16 protein-coding genes are annotated in these 19366 nt (G+C 64.3%); 15 read left to right on the top strand and 1 reads right to left on the bottom strand.

Features of this window, described 5'->3' with window-relative positions:
• Window positions 1–466 precede the first annotated feature (466 nt).
• The 4 genes from C8J98_RS10025 (at window position 467) to glpK (ending at window position 5586) form a co-directional block, all read left to right on the top strand.
• The gene (locus C8J98_RS10025; protein ID WP_107913038.1) at window positions 467–1240 is read left to right on the top strand and encodes a DeoR family transcriptional regulator; all 774 of its coding nucleotides are present in this window, start codon (window positions 467–469) and stop codon (window positions 1238–1240) included.
• A 420-nt stretch (window positions 1241–1660) separates the two neighbouring features.
• Window positions 1661–3172, top strand: coding sequence for a glycerol-3-phosphate dehydrogenase (glpD, locus tag C8J98_RS10020; RefSeq protein ID WP_107913037.1), 1512 nt, complete (start codon window positions 1661–1663; stop codon window positions 3170–3172).
• A gap of 42 nt (window positions 3173–3214) precedes the next feature.
• On the top strand, window positions 3215–4063 hold the full coding sequence (locus tag C8J98_RS10015) for an MIP/aquaporin family protein (RefSeq protein WP_107913072.1): 849 nt from the start codon (window positions 3215–3217) through the stop codon (window positions 4061–4063).
• An 8-nt stretch (window positions 4064–4071) separates the two neighbouring features.
• Window positions 4072–5586, top strand: a complete 1515-nt coding sequence (gene glpK, locus C8J98_RS10010) for a glycerol kinase GlpK (RefSeq protein WP_107913036.1) — start codon at window positions 4072–4074, stop codon at window positions 5584–5586.
• A gap of 205 nt (window positions 5587–5791) precedes the next feature.
• Here the strand turns inward: glpK and C8J98_RS10005 are convergent, their stop codons facing one another.
• Entirely contained in the window at window positions 5792–6727 is a 936-nt protein-coding gene (locus tag C8J98_RS10005; RefSeq protein ID WP_107913035.1) for a carbohydrate kinase family protein, read from the bottom strand.
• Window positions 6728–6996: 269 nt separating this feature from the next.
• On the opposite strand from C8J98_RS10005, the gene C8J98_RS10000 reads away from it, so the two are divergent.
• From C8J98_RS10000 to lipB, 11 genes are all read left to right on the top strand, one after another.
• Window positions 6997–8043, top strand: coding sequence for a rod shape-determining protein (locus tag C8J98_RS10000; protein WP_107913034.1), 1047 nt, complete (start codon window positions 6997–6999; stop codon window positions 8041–8043).
• 41 nt (window positions 8044–8084) lie between these two features.
• Complete coding sequence (gene mreC, locus C8J98_RS09995) at window positions 8085–9104, top strand: rod shape-determining protein MreC (RefSeq protein ID WP_107913033.1); 1020 nt, start codon at window positions 8085–8087, stop codon at window positions 9102–9104.
• Complete coding sequence (gene mreD, locus C8J98_RS09990; RefSeq protein ID WP_107913032.1) at window positions 9101–9592, top strand: rod shape-determining protein MreD; 492 nt, start codon at window positions 9101–9103, stop codon at window positions 9590–9592. Before mreC ends, mreD begins: the two co-directional genes overlap by 4 nt.
• A complete protein-coding gene (mrdA, locus tag C8J98_RS09985) occupies window positions 9589–11604 on the top strand; it encodes a penicillin-binding protein 2 (protein ID WP_107913031.1) in 2016 nt (671 codons plus the stop codon). Before mreD ends, mrdA begins: the two co-directional genes overlap by 4 nt.
• Before the next feature lie 2 nt (window positions 11605–11606).
• The gene (rodA, locus tag C8J98_RS09980; RefSeq protein WP_107913030.1) at window positions 11607–12722 is read left to right on the top strand and encodes a rod shape-determining protein RodA; all 1116 of its coding nucleotides are present in this window, start codon (window positions 11607–11609) and stop codon (window positions 12720–12722) included.
• A gap of 45 nt (window positions 12723–12767) precedes the next feature.
• Window positions 12768–14375, top strand: a complete 1608-nt coding sequence (locus C8J98_RS09975) for a hypothetical protein (RefSeq protein ID WP_107913029.1) — start codon at window positions 12768–12770, stop codon at window positions 14373–14375.
• Window positions 14376–14525: 150 nt separating this feature from the next.
• Entirely contained in the window at window positions 14526–15473 is a 948-nt protein-coding gene (gene mltB / locus C8J98_RS09970) for a lytic murein transglycosylase B (protein ID WP_107913071.1), read from the top strand.
• A 316-nt stretch (window positions 15474–15789) separates the two neighbouring features.
• Window positions 15790–16887 carry a septal ring lytic transglycosylase RlpA family protein gene (locus C8J98_RS22290; protein WP_233260180.1) on the top strand — a complete coding sequence of 366 codons (1098 nt, stop codon included), beginning with the start codon at window positions 15790–15792 and terminating at the stop codon, window positions 16885–16887.
• Between the two features lie 37 nt (window positions 16888–16924).
• On the top strand, window positions 16925–18148 hold the full coding sequence (locus C8J98_RS09955) for a D-alanyl-D-alanine carboxypeptidase family protein (protein WP_107913028.1): 1224 nt from the start codon (window positions 16925–16927) through the stop codon (window positions 18146–18148).
• A gap of 12 nt (window positions 18149–18160) precedes the next feature.
• A complete protein-coding gene (locus C8J98_RS09950; RefSeq protein WP_107913027.1) occupies window positions 18161–18451 on the top strand; it encodes a DUF493 family protein in 291 nt (96 codons plus the stop codon).
• 246 nt (window positions 18452–18697) lie between these two features.
• Window positions 18698–19366 carry a lipoyl(octanoyl) transferase LipB gene (gene lipB, locus C8J98_RS09945; protein WP_107913026.1) on the top strand — a complete coding sequence of 223 codons (669 nt, stop codon included), beginning with the start codon at window positions 18698–18700 and terminating at the stop codon, window positions 19364–19366.

Here is a 19366-nt window from a genome sequence, read left to right as displayed (position 1 = left end):
ATGGTAGTGTGGCTCAAGCCATGCAAGAGTAGGTCACCGCCAGGGGCCTTATACCGGAACAACCCGTCTTCGAAAGAAGGCGGGTTTTTCTTTGCGCGCAGCGCAAGACCCGCAACAGGTCACCGCCAGGGGCCTTATACCGGAACAACCCGTCTTCGAAAGAAGGCGGGTTTTTCTTTGCGCGCAGCGCAAGACCCGCAACAGGTCACCGCCAGGGGCCTTATACTGAAACACCCGCTACGAGCAATCGTGGCGGGTTTTTCTTTGCCTGCGATTTACCTTCTTGCCCCTGTGGGAGCCGATTTATCGGCGATCCCGCGGTAGCGGGCCAGCTCACTGAAACCTGCCTTTCGCCGATGAATCGGCTCCTACACAAAGGCAGATATACCCGGCCTCATCGCAACCGCCGCATGACACTCTCGTTGCGACCCGGCATCATGTTGGCGTGTCGTGCAGTAACGGAAGAATGATGGACCCACGATTGAACCGCCGCCAGGAAGAGCTCATCGCGATCGTGCATCGCGAAGGCTTCGTGGGCGTCGACGAACTGGCCAGCCATTTCGACGTGGCGCCACAGACCATTCGTCGTGACCTCAACCTGCTGTCGGACAGCGGCCTCATTCGCCGTTACCACGGCGGCGTGAGTCCCTCATCGAGCGTCGAGAATGTCGCCTACGCGGCACGCCAGACGTTGCAGGCCGCGGAGAAGAACCGTATCGCGGCCTCGATCGCGAAGCAGATTCCAGACGGCTCATCGCTCTTCATCAACCTCGGCACCACCAACGAGGGTGTCGGCCGTGCGTTGCTCGAGCATCGCGATCTGCGCGTCATCACTAACAACCTCAACATCGCGCTGCTCCTGAGCGACAACCCGACCTTCGAGGTCATCGTCGCCGGCGGTGTCGTGCGCGGCCGCGACCGTGGGGTGACTGGCGAAGCGACGATCGAGCTCATTCGCCAGTTCAAGGTCGACTACGGAATCATCGGCATCTCGGGTATCGAGCTGGACGGAACGCTGCTGGATTTCGATTTTCACGAAGTGCGCGTCGCGCAGGCGATCATCGAGCATTCGCGGCAGGTGTACCTGGGCGCGGACCATACGAAGATCGGGCGCAACGCGATGGTGCGGCTGGGGGACTTTTCGCGCGTGGACGCCTGGTTCACCGACAAGACGCCGCCGGATGCGTTGCTGCCGGTGCTTGAGGCGGCGGGGACGCAGTTGCATGTTGCTGGGGACTGAGGCGGGCGGGTTTCGCCGCTGAAGCGGCTCCTACAGAGAAAGGTGCTCGCCGCTGAAACGGCTCCTACAGGGAAACGAGCTCGCCGCTGAAGCGGCTCCTACGGAAGATCGCGATGGTCATGCGGATTTTCTGTGGGAGCCGCTTCAGCGGCGATTTCGTTCCGCGGGTACAAGACGCCCCACTTTCAAAGACTTATTGTTGTCGTCCCGGCCTGTTTCAAACAGACCGTGCGCTGCACTGCAGCGTGCCATGTTCGTTTGTGTTCGAATATGCTCACTTTTAACGCAGGCACCGCTTGCTGACCGTGTGAAATGTTCGTTTATGCGCCCAACGGGTGCTTCCGTAAGGAAAAACGAACGCAGCCGAACATCGGCTATTCCCCTCTCAGTAAGGGTGCCTCCAGCCAAGCGGAGTGCGCGATGGTCGACCAGGTCGATGTTCTTGTGGTTGGTGGTGGCGTCAATGGCGTCGGTATCGCGCGTGACGCGGTAGGACGCGGGCTGTCGGTGTGGCTATGCGAGCGTGACGACCTGGCCTCGCATACATCGAGTGCCGCGACCAAGCTGATCCACGGTGGCCTGCGCTATCTCGAGCAGTTCGAGTTCGCGCTTGTCGGCAAGGCACTCGCCGAGCGCGAGGTGTTGCTCAGGGCAGCGCCGCACATCATCTGGCCGCTGCGTTTCATTCTTCCGCACCAGCCGCATCTGCGCCCGGCATGGATGATTCGCATCGGGCTGTTCCTCTATGACCATCTGGGGCGCGGTCGCCGCACATTGCCAGGTTCGCGTCGCGTGCGCTTTGCCAAGCACGTCACCGGTGAGCCGCTGCGCAGTGAGTTCCACCAGGGTTTTGTCTACTCCGATGCCTGGGTGCAGGACGCCCGTCTTGTCGTGCTCAACGCGATGGATGCCGTGCATCGTGGCGCGAAGGTCGAGACGCATACGAAGTGCATCAGCGCGCGTCGCGATGCGGATGGCTGGACGGCCGAACTCGAGGCACGTGACGGTAGCCGCCACTTCGTGAAGGCACGCGCGCTGGTGAATGCCGCCGGCCCCTGGGCGGCGAGCTTTCTCGACGATGTGGTCCATCTGAAACACTCCCATACGCTGCGCCTGATCAAGGGCAGCCACATCGTCGTACCGAAGATCTTCGATCACCGTTACGCGTATATCTTCCAGCAGCCGGACCGCCGCATCGTCTTCGCCATTCCGTACGAGCGCGACTTCACGCTGATTGGCACCACGGATATCGAATACAAGGCGGATCCGTCGCACCCGGTCATCGAAGCGGAAGAGACCCAATACCTGTGCGAGGCCGTGAACCGCTACTTCAAGAAGCAGCTCACGCCTTCCGATGTGGTCTGGAGCTATAGCGGCGTGCGCCCGCTGTTACAGGACGAATCCGGCAGCGCTTCGGAAGTGACGCGCGACTACCTCCTCGACATCGATACGGACGGCGCGCCGCTGCTGAATGTGTTCGGCGGCAAGCTCACCACCTTCCGCAAGCTCTCCGAAGAAGCCGTCGACAAGCTCGCCCCGCTGCTGGGGAACGACAAGCCTGCGTGGACGGCCGACGCGCGTCCACTGCCCGGTGGCGGCGAACGCGATATCGACGCACTGACCGACGACATCCGCTCGTCGCGCCCGTGGCTGCCCGAAACCTTCGCGTGGCGCCTCACCCATATGTACGGCACGCGCGCCCGCGACCTGCTGGGCGAAGCCAACGGCCTCGCCGCACTGGGCGAGCATTTCGGTTCGGACCTGTACCAGGCGGAGGTGGATTACCTGGTCCGCCACGAATGGGTGACCGAAGCCGAAGACATCCTCTGGCGCCGAAGCAAGATCGGCCTGCGCGTCGGCGCTGACGACGTGCGTCGCCTTACCGAGTACCTGAACCGGCGCGTCCCCCAGGGGGCTGCCACCCACCCGTAGCGCCCTGGCGCTTCCCAGTCATGAAACCCGATGGAGAGACGGATCATGCGACAACAGATAGGCGAGCTGATTTCCGAAGCCCTCGCGATGTTCATCATCATCGCGTTCGGCGATTCCGTAGCGTGCATGTACGTGCTCTACGACCCTAGTCCCTACCTCAACGCTTACTGGGGTGTCTGCATTGCATGGGGCCTGGCGGTCACCATCGCGATCTACGCTACCGCGTCGGTGTCGGGTACGCATGCGAACCCGGCTGTCACGCTGGCCCTCGCGATTTTCCGCGACTTCTCATGGAAGAAGGTGGTCCCGTACTGGATCGCCCAGGTTATCGGCGCCTTCCTGGGTGCGGCCATCGTCTACGTCCTGTTCGGACCGGTCATCGACCATTTCAATGCAACGCATAACCTCACCCGTGAGGCCGGCGGTGCGGCCGGCGTGTTCTTCACGCATCCGGGCCTGGCCATCACGCCGATGCACGCGCTGCTGGATCAGGTCATCCTGACCGCGTTCCTGCTGTTCGGCATCTTTGCGATCACCGAGCAGTACAACGAGACGGCACCGGGCGCCAACAGCGGCGCACTGATCATCGGCCTGCTGGTGGCGACCATCGGCGCGTCGATGGGTTACCTCGAAGCGTGGGCGATCAATCCTGCGCGCGACTTCGGCCCGCGTCTGTTCGCGTTCTTCGCGGGCTGGGGTTCCTCGGCCCTGCCTTCGCCGGACAACTACTGGTGGGTACCGATTGTCGGCCCGCTGATCGGTGGTGTCGTCGGTGGTGGCGCGTACCAGCTGCTCGTGCATCCCTTCCTGCCGGCACGCCAGCGTGCGCTTGAAGAAGCGCGCCAGGCCGCGGCCGTCAATCGCAATTCTCCCAACCAAACCACTCGGTGAGGCCAGCAATGGACAAGTCCAAGGACAAGCGTTACATCCTGGCGATCGACCAGGGAACCACCAGCTCGCGCACGATGCTCTTCGACCACGACGGCAACATTGCCGGCACCGCCCAGCGCGAGTTCCCGCAGATCTTTCCGCAGCCGGGCTGGGTCGAACACAACCCGCGCGAGATCATGACCAGCGTGCTGTCGACGATGACCGAGGTCATCAGCAGCTCGGGCATCGACGCCAGCGCCATCGAAGGTATCGGCATCACCAACCAGCGCGAGACCGCGGTGGTATGGGAGAAGAGCACCGGGCAGCCCATCTACAACGCGATCGTGTGGCAGTCACGGCAGACGATGGATATCTGCGACAAGCTCAAGGCCGACGGTTTCGACCCGATGGTGCGCGAGAAGACCGGCCTGCTCATCGACGCGTATTTCGCCGGTACCAAGGTGCGCTGGATCCTCGACCACGTGGAAGGCGCTCAGGAGCGGGCGGAGAAGGGCGAACTGCTCTTCGGCACGATCGACACCTGGGTCATCTGGAACCTCACTGGCGGCAAGGTACACGTCACTGACTACACCAACGCCTCGCGCACGCTGATGTACGACATCTTCAAGCGCGAGTGGGACGACGAGCTGCTCAAGATGCTCAACGTGCCGCGCGCCATGCTGCCGGAAGTGAAGTCGTCCAGCGAGGTGTACGGCAACACGTTGGCCAAGCACTTCTTCGGCCGCGAAGTACCGATCGCCGGTATCGCCGGCGACCAGCAGGCAGCGCTGTTCGGACAGGCCTGCTTCGAGCCGGGCCTGGCCAAGAATACGTACGGCACGGGCTGTTTCATGCTGATGAACACCGGCGAGAAGGCCGTGCGTTCGAAGAACGGCCTGCTGACCACGATCGCGTGGGGCCTTAACGGCAAGGTGGAGTATGCGCTGGAAGGCAGCATCTTCGTTGCCGGTTCGGTGATCCAGTGGTTGCGCGATGGTCTGCGCATGTTGGGCAAAGCGTCGGATTCTCAGTCGTATGCGGAGCGCGCGAAGGACAACGACGGCGTGTACTTCGTGCCTGCGTTCGTCGGTCTGGGTGCGCCGTACTGGCGAAGCGATGTACGCGGCGCCGTCTTCGGTCTCACACGCGGCACGACGAAGGAACAGTTCATCCGCGCCGCGCTCGAGTCGATGGCTTACCAGACACGCGACGTTCTCGAAGCAATGCAGATCGATTCCGGCATCGAACTGAAGGAGCTGCGCGCCGATGGTGGTGCGATCGCCAACGACTTCATGGCGCAGTTCCAGGCAGACATCCTCGGTGTGCCTCTGCTGCGTCCGAAGGTGCAGGAAACCACCGCGCAGGGTGCGGCGTACCTCGCCGGTCTCGCGGTCGGGTTCTGGAAGGACCAGACGGATATCACCAAGCGCTGGGCGGTGGATCGCGAGTTCAAGCCGTCGATGACGAAGGAAACGCGCGACGATCTGTACGAAGGCTGGCAGCAGGCGGTCAACGCGACGATGGGCTTCAAGCCGCGCAAGTAGTGTGCTTTGTGCGGGAGCCGATTCATCGGCGACTGGGTGCTTGCGGCAAGATTGCCCGCTGTCGCGGGCTTCGCCGCTGAAGCGGCTCCTACAATCGCCGGCATAGCCGGCTCCCACACGTGGTGGCACAAAAAAAGGGGCGGCGCAGTGATGCGCCGCCCCTTTTTTTGTGCCTTTCGCCGATGAATCGGCTCCTACAAGAAACTTAGGCCAGCTCGTAACCGAACTGATCCTTGAACTCCGTGGCGAACTGCTCGTACGTGAAGTACTGGTTCTGCGTGCCGGGATGTTCGACCTTCAGTGCGCCCATGAGCGAGGCCATGTTGCCGATGGTCTTCCAGTCGTAGTTCTTCATGATGCCGAAGATCAGGCCGGCGCGATAAGCGTCGCCGCAACCGGTCGGGTCGACGACCTTGCGCTCGCGTGCCGGCGGCACCGTGATGATCTCGCCACCGACGTGGATGAGCGAGCCGCGCGGGCCCTGCGTGATGATGTACGCGGTGACCTTCGACGCGATGTCGTCCGCGCTCCAGCCCGTGCGCTGCTGCAGCAGCTGCGACTCGTAATCGTTGACGATGACGTACGTCGACTTTTCGATCATCGAGCGGAATTCGTCGCCATTGAACAGCGGCATCGCCTGGCCCGGATCGAAAATGAAGGGCACGCCACGCGCGGCGAATTCGTCCACGTGCTGCAGCATCGCTTCGCGACCGTCCGGTGCGACGATGCCGAACGAGTAGTCCGGGATGTCACGCACGTGGTTCTCGTGTGCGCTGGACATCGCACCGGGATGGAAAGCGGTGATCTGGTTGTTGTCCAGGTCGGTGGTGATGAAGCACTGCGGGGTGAACTGGTCGTCGAACTGGCGAACGCCGTCGAGGCGGATGCCGAACTTCTCCAGGTGCGCGCGATACGGCGCGAAATCCTGGCCGACGGTGGCCACCGGCATCGGCGCGCCGCCGAGCAGCTTCAGGTTGTACGCGATATTGCCGGCGCAGCCGCCGAATTCACGGCGCATGGCCGGCACCAGGAACGACACATTCAGGATATGGACCTGGTCCGGAATGATGTGATTCTTGAACTGGTCCTGGAACACCATGATGGTGTCGTAGGCGAGCGATCCGCAGATAACGGCAGTCATGGTTGGTGACCCTGGAAGAGATAGTGGTGCGACCGTGACCCGGTCGCAGCGGGCGCCGGACGCGACGGGTCCGGCAAACCGACGGATCGTACCCAAAATCGGGCGCGGAGGCGACTACCGGAGTCGTACAGAATTACGGGAATGGAACAGAATCCCTTCGCATCACCCGGACTTACAAGGCTTTCTTAACTTCTCCGCCCTTGCGTGGGGGATAAGGCCAATCTAGACTCGCACGCTAACTTTTTCTTGCTAATGGCGTCCGCCGCATCATGTTTAAGAAGTTCCGCGGTCTCTTTTCGAACGACATTTCCATCGATCTCGGCACGGCCAACACGCTCATTTATGTGCGCGGCCAGGGAATCGTCCTCAATGAACCGTCGGTCGTCGCGATCCGCCAGGATCGTGGCCCGGGCGGCCCGCGCGCTGTTGCCGCCGTCGGTACCGACGCCAAGCGCATGCTGGGTCGTACCCCGGGCAATATCGCCACGGTACGCCCCATGAAGGACGGCGTCATCGCCGACTTCACCATGACCGAAGCGATGCTGCAGCACTTCATCAAGCAGGTGCACCGTTCGCGCATGCTCCGCCCGAGCCCGCGCGTGCTGGTCTGCGTGCCCTGCGGTTCCACCCAGGTGGAACGCCGTGCGATCAAGGAATCGGCCGAGGGCGCAGGCGCCCGCGACGTCTTCCTGATCGAGGAACCCATGGCAGCGGCCATCGGCGCCGGTATTCCGGTGCACGAGGCGCGTGGCTCGATGGTCCTGGACATCGGCGGCGGTACCTCCGAAGTCGCGGTCATCTCGCTGAACGGCATCGTCTACTCGCAGTCGGTCCGCGTCGGCGGCGATCGCTTCGACGAAGCCATCATCAACTACGTGCGCCGTAACCACGGCACGCTGATCGGCGAATCCACCGCCGAGCGCATCAAGATCGAAGTCGGCTGCGCCTTCCCGCAGAGCGAAGTCCGTGAGATGGAAATCTCCGGCCGTAACCTCGCCGAGGGCGTGCCGCGCATGTTCACGATCAACTCCAACGAAGTGCTGGAAGCCCTCCACGAGCCGCTGTCGGGCATCGTGGCGGCGGTCAAGGCCGCGCTGGAGCAGACCCCGCCGGAGCTCTGCTCCGACGTGGCCGAGCGCGGCATCGTACTTACCGGTGGCGGCGCGTTGCTGCGCGATCTGGATCGTCTCATCTCCGAGGAAACCGGCCTGCACGTCCAGGTGGCCGATGACCCGCTCACCTGCGTCGCCCGTGGTGGCGGCAAGGCGCTGGAGATGATCGACCAGCACGGCAGCGACTTCTTCGCGTTCGAATGATGGCCGCGCGCGACGGCGCGCTGGCCGGAACGCGCTGAGCCATGGCCCTCAATCGCGACGAGCAGTCGCCGCTGTTCGCGCCCGGTGTGGCGGGGACCCTGCGTCTTATCGTCTATCTCGTGCTCGCCTGCGTGCTCATGGTGCTCGATCACCGCGGCGGCTGGCTCAGTAACGTCCGTTACGGGCTGTCCATCGTGGTCGAACCGATCTACCGGATCGCCGGTCTGCCGTCGCAGGGCTTCCAGGCGGCGACGGTGGCGTTCGCCGATCGCCAGCGCCTCACCGAGGCCAACCAGCGCCTGCGTGAAGACCTGCTGCTGGCCAATGCCAAGCTCAACCGCATGGCCTCGGTGGCCGAGCAGAACCAGCGCCTCAAGGAACTGCTCGATACCCAGCATAGCCTCTCGCTCAACGTGCAGCTCGCGCGCCTCATCGGAGTGGACGTGGGGGCCTTCCGGCACCGGATCGTGCTCAACGTCGGTGCGCGCGACAAGGTGCAGGCCGGCCAGGTGGTGATCGACGCGCGTGGCGTGATGGGCCAGGTCGTCGAAGTGATGCCGACCACCTCGGTGGCCATGCTGATCACCGACCCGAACCATGCCATCCCCGTGACCGTGGAACGCACCGGCCTGCGCACGGTGGCCTATGGCTCACGTGGCGGCGACATGCTGGTGCTGCCCAATATTCCCGTCTCCGCCGATGTGCAGGCAGGCGACAAACTGGTCACCTCCGGCCTGGGCGGGCGTTTCCCGCCGGGATTCCCCGTGGGTGAGGTTCGCGACGTGGCGCAGACCCCGTCAGGCACCTTCCTGTCCGCACAGGCCAAACCCGCCGCCGATCTCGATCGCAGCGAGGACGTCCTTCTCCTGCACGACCTGGCCGAGCAGGACGGTCCGCCGCCGCTCGCCCCGAATGCGGGACCGCCGGCCGGCCTGGCGCCGGATCCGAACGCGCCGACGGTGCCCGTCGCCCCGACTTTGCCAAAGGTGACCTCGCCGACCGCGACACCGGTGCCCGCACGCGCTACGTCGTCGACACCCGCCGCGGGGACGAAGCCATGAACAAGCTGCGTGTCCGCCAGCTGTGGTTCGCCGCGACGTTGTTGCTGTCGCTGTTCCTGATGCTGATCCCGCTGCCGGGGCCGCTCACGCCGTTCAAGCCGTACTGGCCGGCGCTGATCCTGTTGTACTGGTGCCTGCAGTCGGGCGACCGCGTCACCCTCGGCCTGGCGTTCTGCCTTGGCGTGGGCGCGGATCTGTTCGACGGCGTGCTGCTGGGTGAGCAGGCGCTGCGCCTCACGGCGATGGTCTTCATCGCGCTGCGTTTCCGCTCGCGGCTGCGCTTCTTCCCCATGTGGCAGCAGTCGCTGGCCGTGCTTGCCCTGCTGCTGAACGACCGCGTGCTCCTTCTGCTCATCCGGATATTCGGCGGCGATCCGCTGCCGCCGCCGGAGTACTGGATCTCGCCGCTGGTCGGCGCGGCGCTGTGGCCGTTCGTCTTCCTGATCCTCGACGACCTGCGCGCCCGCCTGCGCATCCACGACACATGAGCCGGCGGCGCGCCTCGATCAAGGAGGTCCGTGGCGAGGTGGCGCTGTTCCGTCGGCGCGCCCTGGCCGGCTTCTTCCTGCTCCTGCTCGGCCTCATCGCCGTGTGCAGCCGCTACGTTTACCTGCAGGTGTTCCATCACGACGAGTTCGCGACGCGCTCCGAACAGAACCGCGTGAAGCCGCGTTCGATCCCACCCGCGCGCGGGCTTATCTACGATCGCAACGGCGTCCTGCTCGCCGACAACGTGCCCGCCTTCCGCCTCGAAGTGACGCCCGAGCAGGTCGCCAACATGGACGACATGTTGCAGAAACTCGGCGCGGTGGTGCCGATCAGCGACGACGACATCGTGACGTTCAAGAAGCAGGTGAAGCTCGGTCGTCGCTTCGAAGGCATTCCGCTCAAGCTCAAGCTCACCGAGGACGAGATCGGTCGCTTCGCCGTGAATCGCTGGCGTTTCCCTGGTGTCGATGTCGTGCCTTACCTCACGCGGCGCTATCCGCTGGGAGCCGCACTCGCGCATGTCATCGGCTACGTGAGCCGCATCGACGTGGACGATCTGGACAACATGGACGATGACGAGGAGGCCAGCTACAAGGGCACCACGCACATCGGCCGCATCGGTATCGAGAAGTCGTACGAAAAGCTGCTGCACGGCGAGCCGGGCTACGAGCTGGTCGAGGTGAATGCGGACGGGCGCACCCAGGCCGTGCTCGACACCACGCCACCGACGCCGGGCAAAAACATCTACCTCAGCATCGACGTGCGCCTGCAGAAGGCCGCGCTGGACGCGATGGCCGGTCGCTCCGGCGCGGCGATCGCCATCGACCCGCGCAATGGCCAGGTGCTCGCCTTCGCCAGCGTCCCCGACTTCGACCCCAACCTGTTCGTCAACGGGATCAGCTCGGTCGACTACAAGAACCTGATGACGGCGCCGGACAAGCCGCTGTACAACCGCGCCTTGCGCGGCGTCTACCCGCCGGGCTCCACGGTGAAGCCGTTCCTCGCGCTGGGTGGCCTAACCATGGGTATCCGCCGCCCATCGGATACGGTGCTGTCCACGGGTGAGTTCTGCATTCCGGGACAGAGTCGCTGCTACCGCGACGACGTTCGCGGCGGCAACGGCACGGTGAACATGGTTCGCGCGATCGAACTGTCCACCAATACCTATTTTTACCGGCTCGCGCTCGACATGGGCATCGACCGCCTTGCGCACTGGATGGGTAGCCTGGGCTTCGGCAGTAAGACCGGTATCGACCTCACCGGCGAAGTCGAGGGCGTGCTGCCCTCGCGCGAATGGAAGGCGAAGCACAGCAAGGCGGGCTGGTACCCGGGCGAAACGATTATCTCCGGCATCGGCCAGGGCTACTGGGCGGTGACACCGATCCAGCTGGCCCATGCCGTCGCGACCTTTGCTGGCCATGGCGTGCCTTATGCGCCGCATTTGCTGATGGATACGCAGGACGGCGTGGATGCCGCGCGTGTGCCGCAGTCGTTCCCGCCGACGGGACCTTCGGTCATCCGCAAACCGCAAGATTGGGACACCGTGAACGAGGGCATGATCGCGGTGATCAACTCAGGCGCCGGTACGGGCAAGAAGCTGGGCATCGGCTTCCCTTTCGTCATCGCCGGCAAGAGCGGCACGGCCGAGCGCTTCTCGCGTAAATCGGACGCGTACGACACCAACAAGAACACCGCCTACCTGGCGACCCGCCATCGCGCGCTGTTCATCGCCTATACGCCGGCGGAAGATCCGAAAATCGCCGTGGCCGTGGTGCTCGAGGCGGGTGCCTGGGGTGCCGCCGACTCCGGCCCGATCGCCCGCAAGATCCTCGACCAGTGGGTCGTCGACTCGGGCGGCGCCCGTCCCACCGCACTTCCGCCGGGGCCGATTACCCTGTCCGACGCACCGGCCGAGGCCGCGCCGCCGAGCGCAAGCTCCGTGCAGGGCGTGCAGCCTGCCGCGCCGTCGAGCAGCGAGCTGCCGCCGGACGATAACGGCGAGGACCAGTAATCATGTTCGCCAACTTCTCCGTCCGCCTCAAACGCTTCGGCATGCGCCTGCTCACGCGGCCGCGCCTGGACCTGCCACTGCTGCTGGCGCTGTTCCTGCTGGCCTGCGCGGGACTGGCCACGCTCTACAGCGCCGGCAACGCCAATCTGTCGTTGGTCGGAGGGCAGGCGGCGCGCTTCGTGCTCGGCGCGGTGCTGCTCGTGGTGATTTCGCGTATTCCGCCGCCCGTGCTGCGCTCGTGGACGCCGTGGCTCTACATGGGCAGCACCGCCTTGCTCGTGGTCGTCGCGGCGCTAGGCGAAGGGCGCGGCGCGTATCGCTGGCTGGATCTCGGCTTCATGCGCTTCCAGCCGTCCGAGCTGCTCAAGCTCACCATGCCGATGATGGTCGCCTGGTACCTGCATCCGCGGCAGCTGCCGCCGGGCTGGAAGGACATCATCGTGGTCGGCCTGATGATCGCCGTGCCGGCGGCACTCATCGCCGAGCAGCCCGACCTGGGCACCGCCCTGCTGGTCGCGGCCGCAGGCGCCTTCGCCTTGTTCCTTTCGGGCATGGCCTGGTGGCGCATCGGCCTGCTCGTCGGCGGCGCCGGTGGGGCGATCCCGGTGGCCTGGCAGTTCCTTCACGAATACCAGCGCAACCGCGTGCGCACGCTGCTCGATCCCGAGTCGGATCCCCTGGGTAACGGCTGGCACATCATCCAGTCGAAGATCGCGGTGGGTTCGGGCGGTGTATTCGGCAAGGGCTGGCAGCACGGGACGCAGTCGCGCCTGGAATTCCTGCCCGAGCACACCACCGACTTCATCTTCGCGGTTTTCTCGGAAGAGTTCGGCCTGGTCGGCGTTATCACCATCATGCTGCTCTACGCCTTCATCATCGGTCGTTGCCTGTGGATCGCGATGAACGCGCGCGATACCTATTCACGCCTGCTCGCCGGTGCGATCGGCATGAGCTTCTTCGTCTACGTGGCGGTGAATGGCGGCATGGTCGCGGGCATCCTGCCGGTGGTGGGCGTGCCGATGCCGCTGATCAGTTATGGCGGTACGTCGGCGGTGTCGCTGCTCACCGGCTTCGGTGTGCTGATGTCGATCCATGCCAACCGTAAACTGCACGATTAGGAAGGCTGTTTAGGATTTCCAGCAACGCAAAAAGGAGATTGCCGCATGAAATTCAAGGGATTCACAAAGCTACTCCAGTACTCAGTCGCCGTCGTAGTGATAGGCGTTGCCACGGTGATTCCCGTGGCGGTCGCGGGCACCCAGGTTTCCTCGCCGGTTATCGTCGCGACATCCGCCGACCTGACGCAGGGGATGCTGGCCAATTCGCAGCCGGATGCACCGCTGTCCTCGTACACGGTGGCGGGAACGCGCTACTGGATCGGTTCTCAGTGGAATTATTCGGGGAAGATTACGCAGTCGCTCATGCAGGGCGACATCGAGCATCCGTTCACTTCGATCGCGTGGACCAAGGAAACGTGCAATCTCAGCGCCGCCACGGGCTACTGCATCGACGGTCCCAATACGGCCTTCACAAAGGTGGTGCCCGGTGACGTGCACAGCCTCTGGTTCGTGGGTCTTTACCAGCCGCAGCCGAGCGATGGCGGCTTGCTGGGTATCATTCATGAGGAAAAAGTCGGCACGTCCAGTCGCAATCGCATAGGTCTTGCATGGTCGGCGGACAACGGTAATACGTGGACTTATCTGGGGCGCATCCTCAGCGCATACGGTGATCCCGATGGCGGCAACATCCAGGGCGCGCCTTATCTGGTTAAGGACGGCTTCCTCTATGTCTATTACACGGATCTGGGAGACGGCACCCTGCCAGCAGGCTCGAATGGCCTTTCGGTGGCGCGTGCCAATCTTTCCGACGTGCTGACCGCGGCACGCGCCGGCAGCGTGGGATCCAATCTTTGGCACAAGTACTACGTCGGCGGATTCGTCGAGCCCGGCCTGGGTGGCCGTTCGACCTTGCTGGGGCCTTATGGCATCACTCATACCCAGGCCGTGCATAGCCAGTACACCGGCAAGTACTACGTGCTGCTGACCGTGATGGCGTGGGGTGATTCGGATTCGTTCGTGAAGCTATATGAATCGATCGATGCGATCAACTGGACGCCGACAGTGACCCTGGCCGATGAGGCTGCTTCGAACCTTCGGCCAGACGGTGGCTACCAGTACTGCAGCATTGTCGATCCGGAAGGCCGGCCCAATGCGGAGGCCGGCGCGTATCTGAATGTGTATTGCGTCAAGGATCCGCTCTCCGCAACGACGCCACATGTCGGTGTATACCGGTGGTGGGTGGACCTCTCCGGCACGACGCAAATGTATCGTCAGTCCACCGATTACTCCGCCCAGCAGGGCCCTTACTGGTGGTATCAGTCGGGCCACAACTCGGTCATCTACGATATGACCTACGAGGGTTTCTGGCACGGCACCGATCGCTGGTCTGCTATTTACGGCGATGCGATGCATCCCGCGGCGGATGAGATTCCCGTTCTGAAGTGGGTTGCCCCCAGGGCAGGCACTATCAGGATCGAAGGGACGGTGAGGGACGCGGACATCGGCTGCGGCAATGGTGTCAACACGTCCATCGTGCATAACGGAACCCAGATATTTGCTGCAGATATCGACAATGGGGATACCGTCGGGCGGAGCATTGATACCGTTCGCCAGGTGGCGGCGGGCGATGGGATCTTTTTCATGGTCGCGGCCCGTGGAACGGATTACTACTGCGACAGCACCCGCTGGGATCCGTCGATCCGGTATCAATGATTCCTGCCTGAATTCGGCCCGGAACACGCCATGGCTCACGCCATGGCGCGTGTTACGCTTCGGCGCATGGATGAAGTTCTCGCCGCGCGCCGCGCACGTAACGCACGTTTATTCCCGCGCCTCGCCAGCGCGATGATCGCCTTCCCCCTGATGTTCGCCCCCGCGGTGTTCGCCGAGACCCATCCGGGTCAGGCAGAGCTCGTTCGCGAAGTGGCGAAGGACACCGGCAAGAGCAAGGCGTCGCTCAATGCGATCCTCGACGGCGCGAAGATGCAGCAGTCGATCATCGACGCGATGAACCGCCCGGCGGAAGGCAAGCCCTGGCGCGACTACCGGCCGATCTTCCTGACCGAGCAGCGGATCCAGGCCGGTGCCGACTTCTACCAGACACATCGCGCGTTGCTCGACGCGATCGGCAAGAAGTACGGCGTGCCGCCGGAATACATCGTGGCCATCGTCGGTGTGGAGACCTTCTACGGGAAGAACACCGGCAAGTACAAGGTGCTCGATGCGCTGACCACGCTGGCGTTTTACTACCCCAAGCGTGCGCCGTTCTTCCGCGAGCAGCTGAAAACCCTGCTGGAACTGCCGCCGAATCACCTCGCCGGTCCGCTGGATACGCTCACCGGTTCGTATGCCGGTGCGCAGGGCTGGGGCCAGTTCATGCCCTCGTCCGTTCGCGACTGGGGCGTGGATTACGACGGCGACGGCAAGATCGACATGAAGGGCTCGATGGGCGACATCTTCGCCAGCGTGGCAAACTATTTCTCCGAGCACGGCTGGGAAACCGGCGGTCCGCTCGCCGTGCGCGCCCAGCCGGATGCGCGCGTCCGTGATCCTGACGTGCCGAAAGACTGGCGCCCCGTGGCGCCGGTGGAATCGTTCGTGGCCGAGGGTTTCGCACCGCTGCAGCATTTGAATCCGGGGCGTGATGCGCAACTGGTCCGTCTGGATGGCCCGTCGGGGCCGGAATACTGGTTTGTTTTCCAGAATTTCTATGTGATTACGACGTACAACCGCAGCCCGATGTATGCGATGGCCGTGAATCAGCTGGCGCAGGCGATTCGGGAGCGGACGCATGGGTCGGCGGCGCAATGAGCTGGGTGGCCGGGGGGCATGTCACTGATTTGACCTTCGCGCTTCGCAGGGATCGCCGATGAATCGGCTCCTACATAGAGCCGGTGCACGGCAGGCTATGGCGCGCTCTGTGTGGGAGCCGCTTCAGCGGCGAAGGGTGCTCGCGACACAACTCACCTTTATCTGCCTCATCGCCATGCTCCTGGCCGCCTGCGGCGGCTCAAAGAACTCCCGCCCCTCATCACGCAGCGGCGGTGGCTCATCGTCCTCTTCGCGAGGCGGCCACGACGACATCAGCCGTTCCCAATCCTCCCGCTATCGCTCCAGCTCCGACAGCGTGCCGACTGAAATCCCGGATGTCAGCAAGCTGCCGGAGCCGGTGCCGAAGGTCGAGCCGCGCGCCCTCTACGGCAACAAGTCGCCGTACTCGGTGCTCGGCCAGACCTACAACGTGCTGCCCACGCCGCGCGGCTACGTGGAGCGTGGCATCGCCTCGTTCTACGGCAACAAGTTCCACGGTTACAAGACCTCGAGCCTCGAGGAATACGACATGTACCAGTTCTCGGCCGCGCACAAGACGCTGCCGTTGCCGAGCTACGCGCGTGTCACCAACCTTGAGAACGGCAAGAGCGTCATTGTCCGCATCAACGACCGTGGTCCCTTTCACGAGAACCGTATCATCGACCTGTCGTTCGCGGCGGCGGTGAAGCTGGGTGTGTGGCCGAAGGGCACCGGACTGGTCGAAGTCCGCGCTATCGACCCGAGTGAAGCGAACAGCGATCGCGGCGCCCCTTACGTGAACACCGCGCCCAAACCGGCCCCCGTGACCGCGCCGTCACCGCCGCCGCGTCCGGCCTATGCCGCCGCGTCGCCGGCCGCACGCACGGCGCCGACGCCGGACATGGCGACCTCGTCGCCGCCGTCGTCGTCACGCTTCGTTGGGGCCGGAGCCGTCGCCACGGCGCCGATCGTCGTTTCCGGTACGCGCGCGCCGAGCGCCGCCATATCTGCGCCTGTCGGAACGGCCCCGGTGCGCGCAACGCCGAGTGGAACACCGCCCGCGAGCGCCGTGGCCGACGGCGACGGCGATGACGGCCCCGTACCCGGCATGACCGGTGTTTCCGCCGCTGAGGCATTGCCGCCAATGCCGCGCCCCGCAACGTCCGCACAGGGCCCGACGGTCGCTTCGGTGCCGGGTAAACCCACGATTTATCTCCAGGTCGGCGCGTTTTCCGACGTGGCCAATGCCAACCGTGTGGCCGACCAGCTGAACAAAGCGGGTCTGGGCCCTGTCAGTGTTATCGAGACCTCCGTGGGCGGTCGCAGCGTGCGCCGCGTGCGCGTGGGCCCCCTGGCCGACGTGGACACCGCGGACCGCGTGACCGACCAGATATCCGGCATGGGCCTGCCCCGGCCGTCGGTCGCGGTAGACTGACCTCCTTTTTTGTTGCTTTGACTGGATCGCTGAAACGATGAAGCTCTTCCCACGCTCCCTGTTCGCTTTCGCCGCCGCTGCGCTCGTCGCCGGCGTCACCATGGCGCAGCAGACCCCGCCGCATCCCGCACCCGTTCCGCGCCCGGTTGTTCCCGAAGCGCCGGTGCCGCCGCCGCCGGACGTGGAAGGCAAGAGCTGGGTGCTGATGGATTACAACACCGGGCAGATCATCGCCTCGAAGGATCCGGACGTGCAGCTGGAGCCGGCCTCGATCACCAAGATCATGACCGACTACGTGGTTTCGGCCGAACTGGGCAACGGCAAGATCCACAACGCCGATCCGGTCACGATCAGCGAGAACGCGTGGCGCGGCGGCGGTGCGAGCACCGACGGCTCGACCAGCTTCCTCAAGCTCAACAGCCAGGTGCCGCTGAAAGACCTGCTCTACGGCATGATCATCCAGTCCGGTAACGACGCCGCCATCGCGCTGGCCGAACACACCGCGGGCTCCGAGCCGGCGTTCGCCAACCTGATGAACGCGTACGCCAAGCAGCTGGGCATGACGCATTCGCAGTTCCAGAATGCTTCCGGTTACCCGGTAGCCAACCACTACACGACCGCCCGCGACATCGCGATCCTGTCGCGCGCGCTGATCCACGACTTCCCCGAGGATTACGCGATCTCGGCCGTGAAGGAGTTCGAGTGGAACGGCATCAAGCAGCACAACCGTAACCTGCTGCTCTGGCGCGACAACACCGTCGACGGCATCAAGACCGGCCATACCGCGGCCGCCGGCTACTGCCTCGCCGCTTCGGCCAAGCAGGGCGATGCCCGCATGATCGCCATCATCATGGGTGCCAACAGCGAGAAGGGCCGTGCCGACGCCGCGCTGGCGCTGCTCAACTACGGCTTCCGTTTCTACGAATCGCACAAGCTCTACGAAGCCAACAAGCCGCTCGCCACGCCCAAGCTGTGGAAGGGTGCCGAGAACACCATTCCGCTCGGTGTCGCCGAAGACGCGCTGGTTTCGGTCAAGCGCGGCGATTACGACAAGCTCAAGGCCAACCTCGACATCCCGGCCACGCTGATCGCCCCGTTCAAGAAGGGCCAGCAGGTCGGCACGCTGCGCGTGACGCTCGACGGCCAGCCGGTGCTTACCACCCCGTTGGTGGCCCTGAACGATGCGCCGGAAGGCGGCTTCTTCTCGCGCCTCTGGGACACGATCATGCTGTGGTTCCACAGCGACAGCGACAAGAAGTAAGAGGGCTTCACCATGCGTGAAATCGACTTCGGCGATGCGCAGAAAGACGGCAAGGGCTTCCAGTTCCCGGGCGAGTTCGAGATAACGGCCATCGGCAGCGCCGCGGCCGACCTCGACAAGCACGTCCCTGCGCTGCTCCACGCCATCGGCCTGGAAGTGCTCCACGAGACGCTGTCGACCAAGCTCACCCCGGCGGGTAATTACCAGTCGGTCACGGTGAGCTTCGTCGCACCGAGCCGTGAGAAGTACCTGGAGGCGCACAGCGCGCTGCGGGCTGACGAGAACATCCGCTTCACGATGTGATCGGATGGGCTCCTGCCGGGGGGCTCTTTGTGGGAGCCGATTCATCGGCGACTGGGTGTTCGCGGCAGGCTTGCCCGCTGCCGCGGGATCGCCGCTGAAGCGGCTCCCACAATCGCCGGCGTAGCCGGCTCCCACAGTGGGCATCCCACAGTGGCATCCCACAGTGGCATCCCACAGTGGCGTCCCACACTTGTATCGTTGCGCCGACGCCCACAACTCCTCGACATCCCCTCCGACCCGATCCCGATGACCCTCCCGCTCAACGTCCGCCGGCTGGGGCGCGTCCCCTACGAATCCACCTGGAAGGCCATGAGCGCCTTCACCGACAACCGCACCGACGACACCGTCGACGAGCTGTGGCTGCTGGAGCATGACCCGGTGTTCACCCTGGGCCAGGCGGGTAAGGAAGAGCACGTGCTGGCGGCGGGGGATATCCCCGTGGTGCGCGTGGACCGAGGCGGCCAGGTGACCTATCACGGTCCCGGCCAGATCGTGGCCTACCCGATGATCGACCTGCGCCGCGTGGGCGTTGGCGTGCGCGAGCTGGTCAACCGGATCGAGCAGGCCATCATCGACACCATGGGCGAATGGAATATCGGCGCCGAACGGCTCGAGGGCGCCCCGGGCGTCTACGTGGCCGGGGCCAAGGTCGCGGCCCTCGGGCTGCGTATTCGCCGGGGCTGCAGCTTCCACGGGCTGGCCTTCAACGTGGACATGGACCTCGAGCCCTATCACCGCATCAATCCCTGCGGCTACAAGGGTTTGGAGGTCACCCAGGTGTTAGACTTGGGCGGTCCGTCACGGTTGGCGGACGTGGAAGACGTCCTGGTACAGGAATTCTGTAAGCAGTTTGGCTTCCACGCCGTGCCAGCCGAACCCTCCCTCCCCGAACTCCCCGCCCGCATTGCGGTCTGA

This window comes from Luteibacter sp. OK325, assembly GCF_003050935.1.
GTDB lineage: Bacteria > Pseudomonadota > Gammaproteobacteria > Xanthomonadales > Rhodanobacteraceae > Luteibacter.
Note: the sequence above shows the minus strand (reverse complement) of the source record. Positions and strands in the feature narration are given on the sequence as shown.

Coding starts and splice junctions, on each gene's coding strand:
- C8J98_RS10025 (WP_107913038.1), top strand. CDS start 467: ATGATGGACCCACGATTGAACCGCCGCCAGGAAGAGCTCATCGCGATC.
- glpD (WP_107913037.1), top strand. CDS start 1,661: ATGGTCGACCAGGTCGATGTTCTTGTGGTTGGTGGTGGCGTCAATGGC.
- glpK (WP_107913036.1), top strand. CDS start 4,072: ATGGACAAGTCCAAGGACAAGCGTTACATCCTGGCGATCGACCAGGGA.
- C8J98_RS10005 (WP_107913035.1), bottom strand. CDS start 6,727: ATGACTGCCGTTATCTGCGGATCGCTCGCCTACGACACCATCATGGTG.
- C8J98_RS10000 (WP_107913034.1), top strand. CDS start 6,997: ATGTTTAAGAAGTTCCGCGGTCTCTTTTCGAACGACATTTCCATCGAT.
- mreC (WP_107913033.1), top strand. CDS start 8,085: ATGGCCCTCAATCGCGACGAGCAGTCGCCGCTGTTCGCGCCCGGTGTG.
- mreD (WP_107913032.1), top strand. CDS start 9,101: ATGAACAAGCTGCGTGTCCGCCAGCTGTGGTTCGCCGCGACGTTGTTG.
- mrdA (WP_107913031.1), top strand. CDS start 9,589: ATGAGCCGGCGGCGCGCCTCGATCAAGGAGGTCCGTGGCGAGGTGGCG.
- rodA (WP_107913030.1), top strand. CDS start 11,607: ATGTTCGCCAACTTCTCCGTCCGCCTCAAACGCTTCGGCATGCGCCTG.
- C8J98_RS09975 (WP_107913029.1), top strand. CDS start 12,768: ATGAAATTCAAGGGATTCACAAAGCTACTCCAGTACTCAGTCGCCGTC.
- mltB (WP_107913071.1), top strand. CDS start 14,526: ATGTTCGCCCCCGCGGTGTTCGCCGAGACCCATCCGGGTCAGGCAGAG.
- C8J98_RS09955 (WP_107913028.1), top strand. CDS start 16,925: ATGAAGCTCTTCCCACGCTCCCTGTTCGCTTTCGCCGCCGCTGCGCTC.
- C8J98_RS09950 (WP_107913027.1), top strand. CDS start 18,161: ATGCGTGAAATCGACTTCGGCGATGCGCAGAAAGACGGCAAGGGCTTC.
- lipB (WP_107913026.1), top strand. CDS start 18,698: ATGACCCTCCCGCTCAACGTCCGCCGGCTGGGGCGCGTCCCCTACGAA.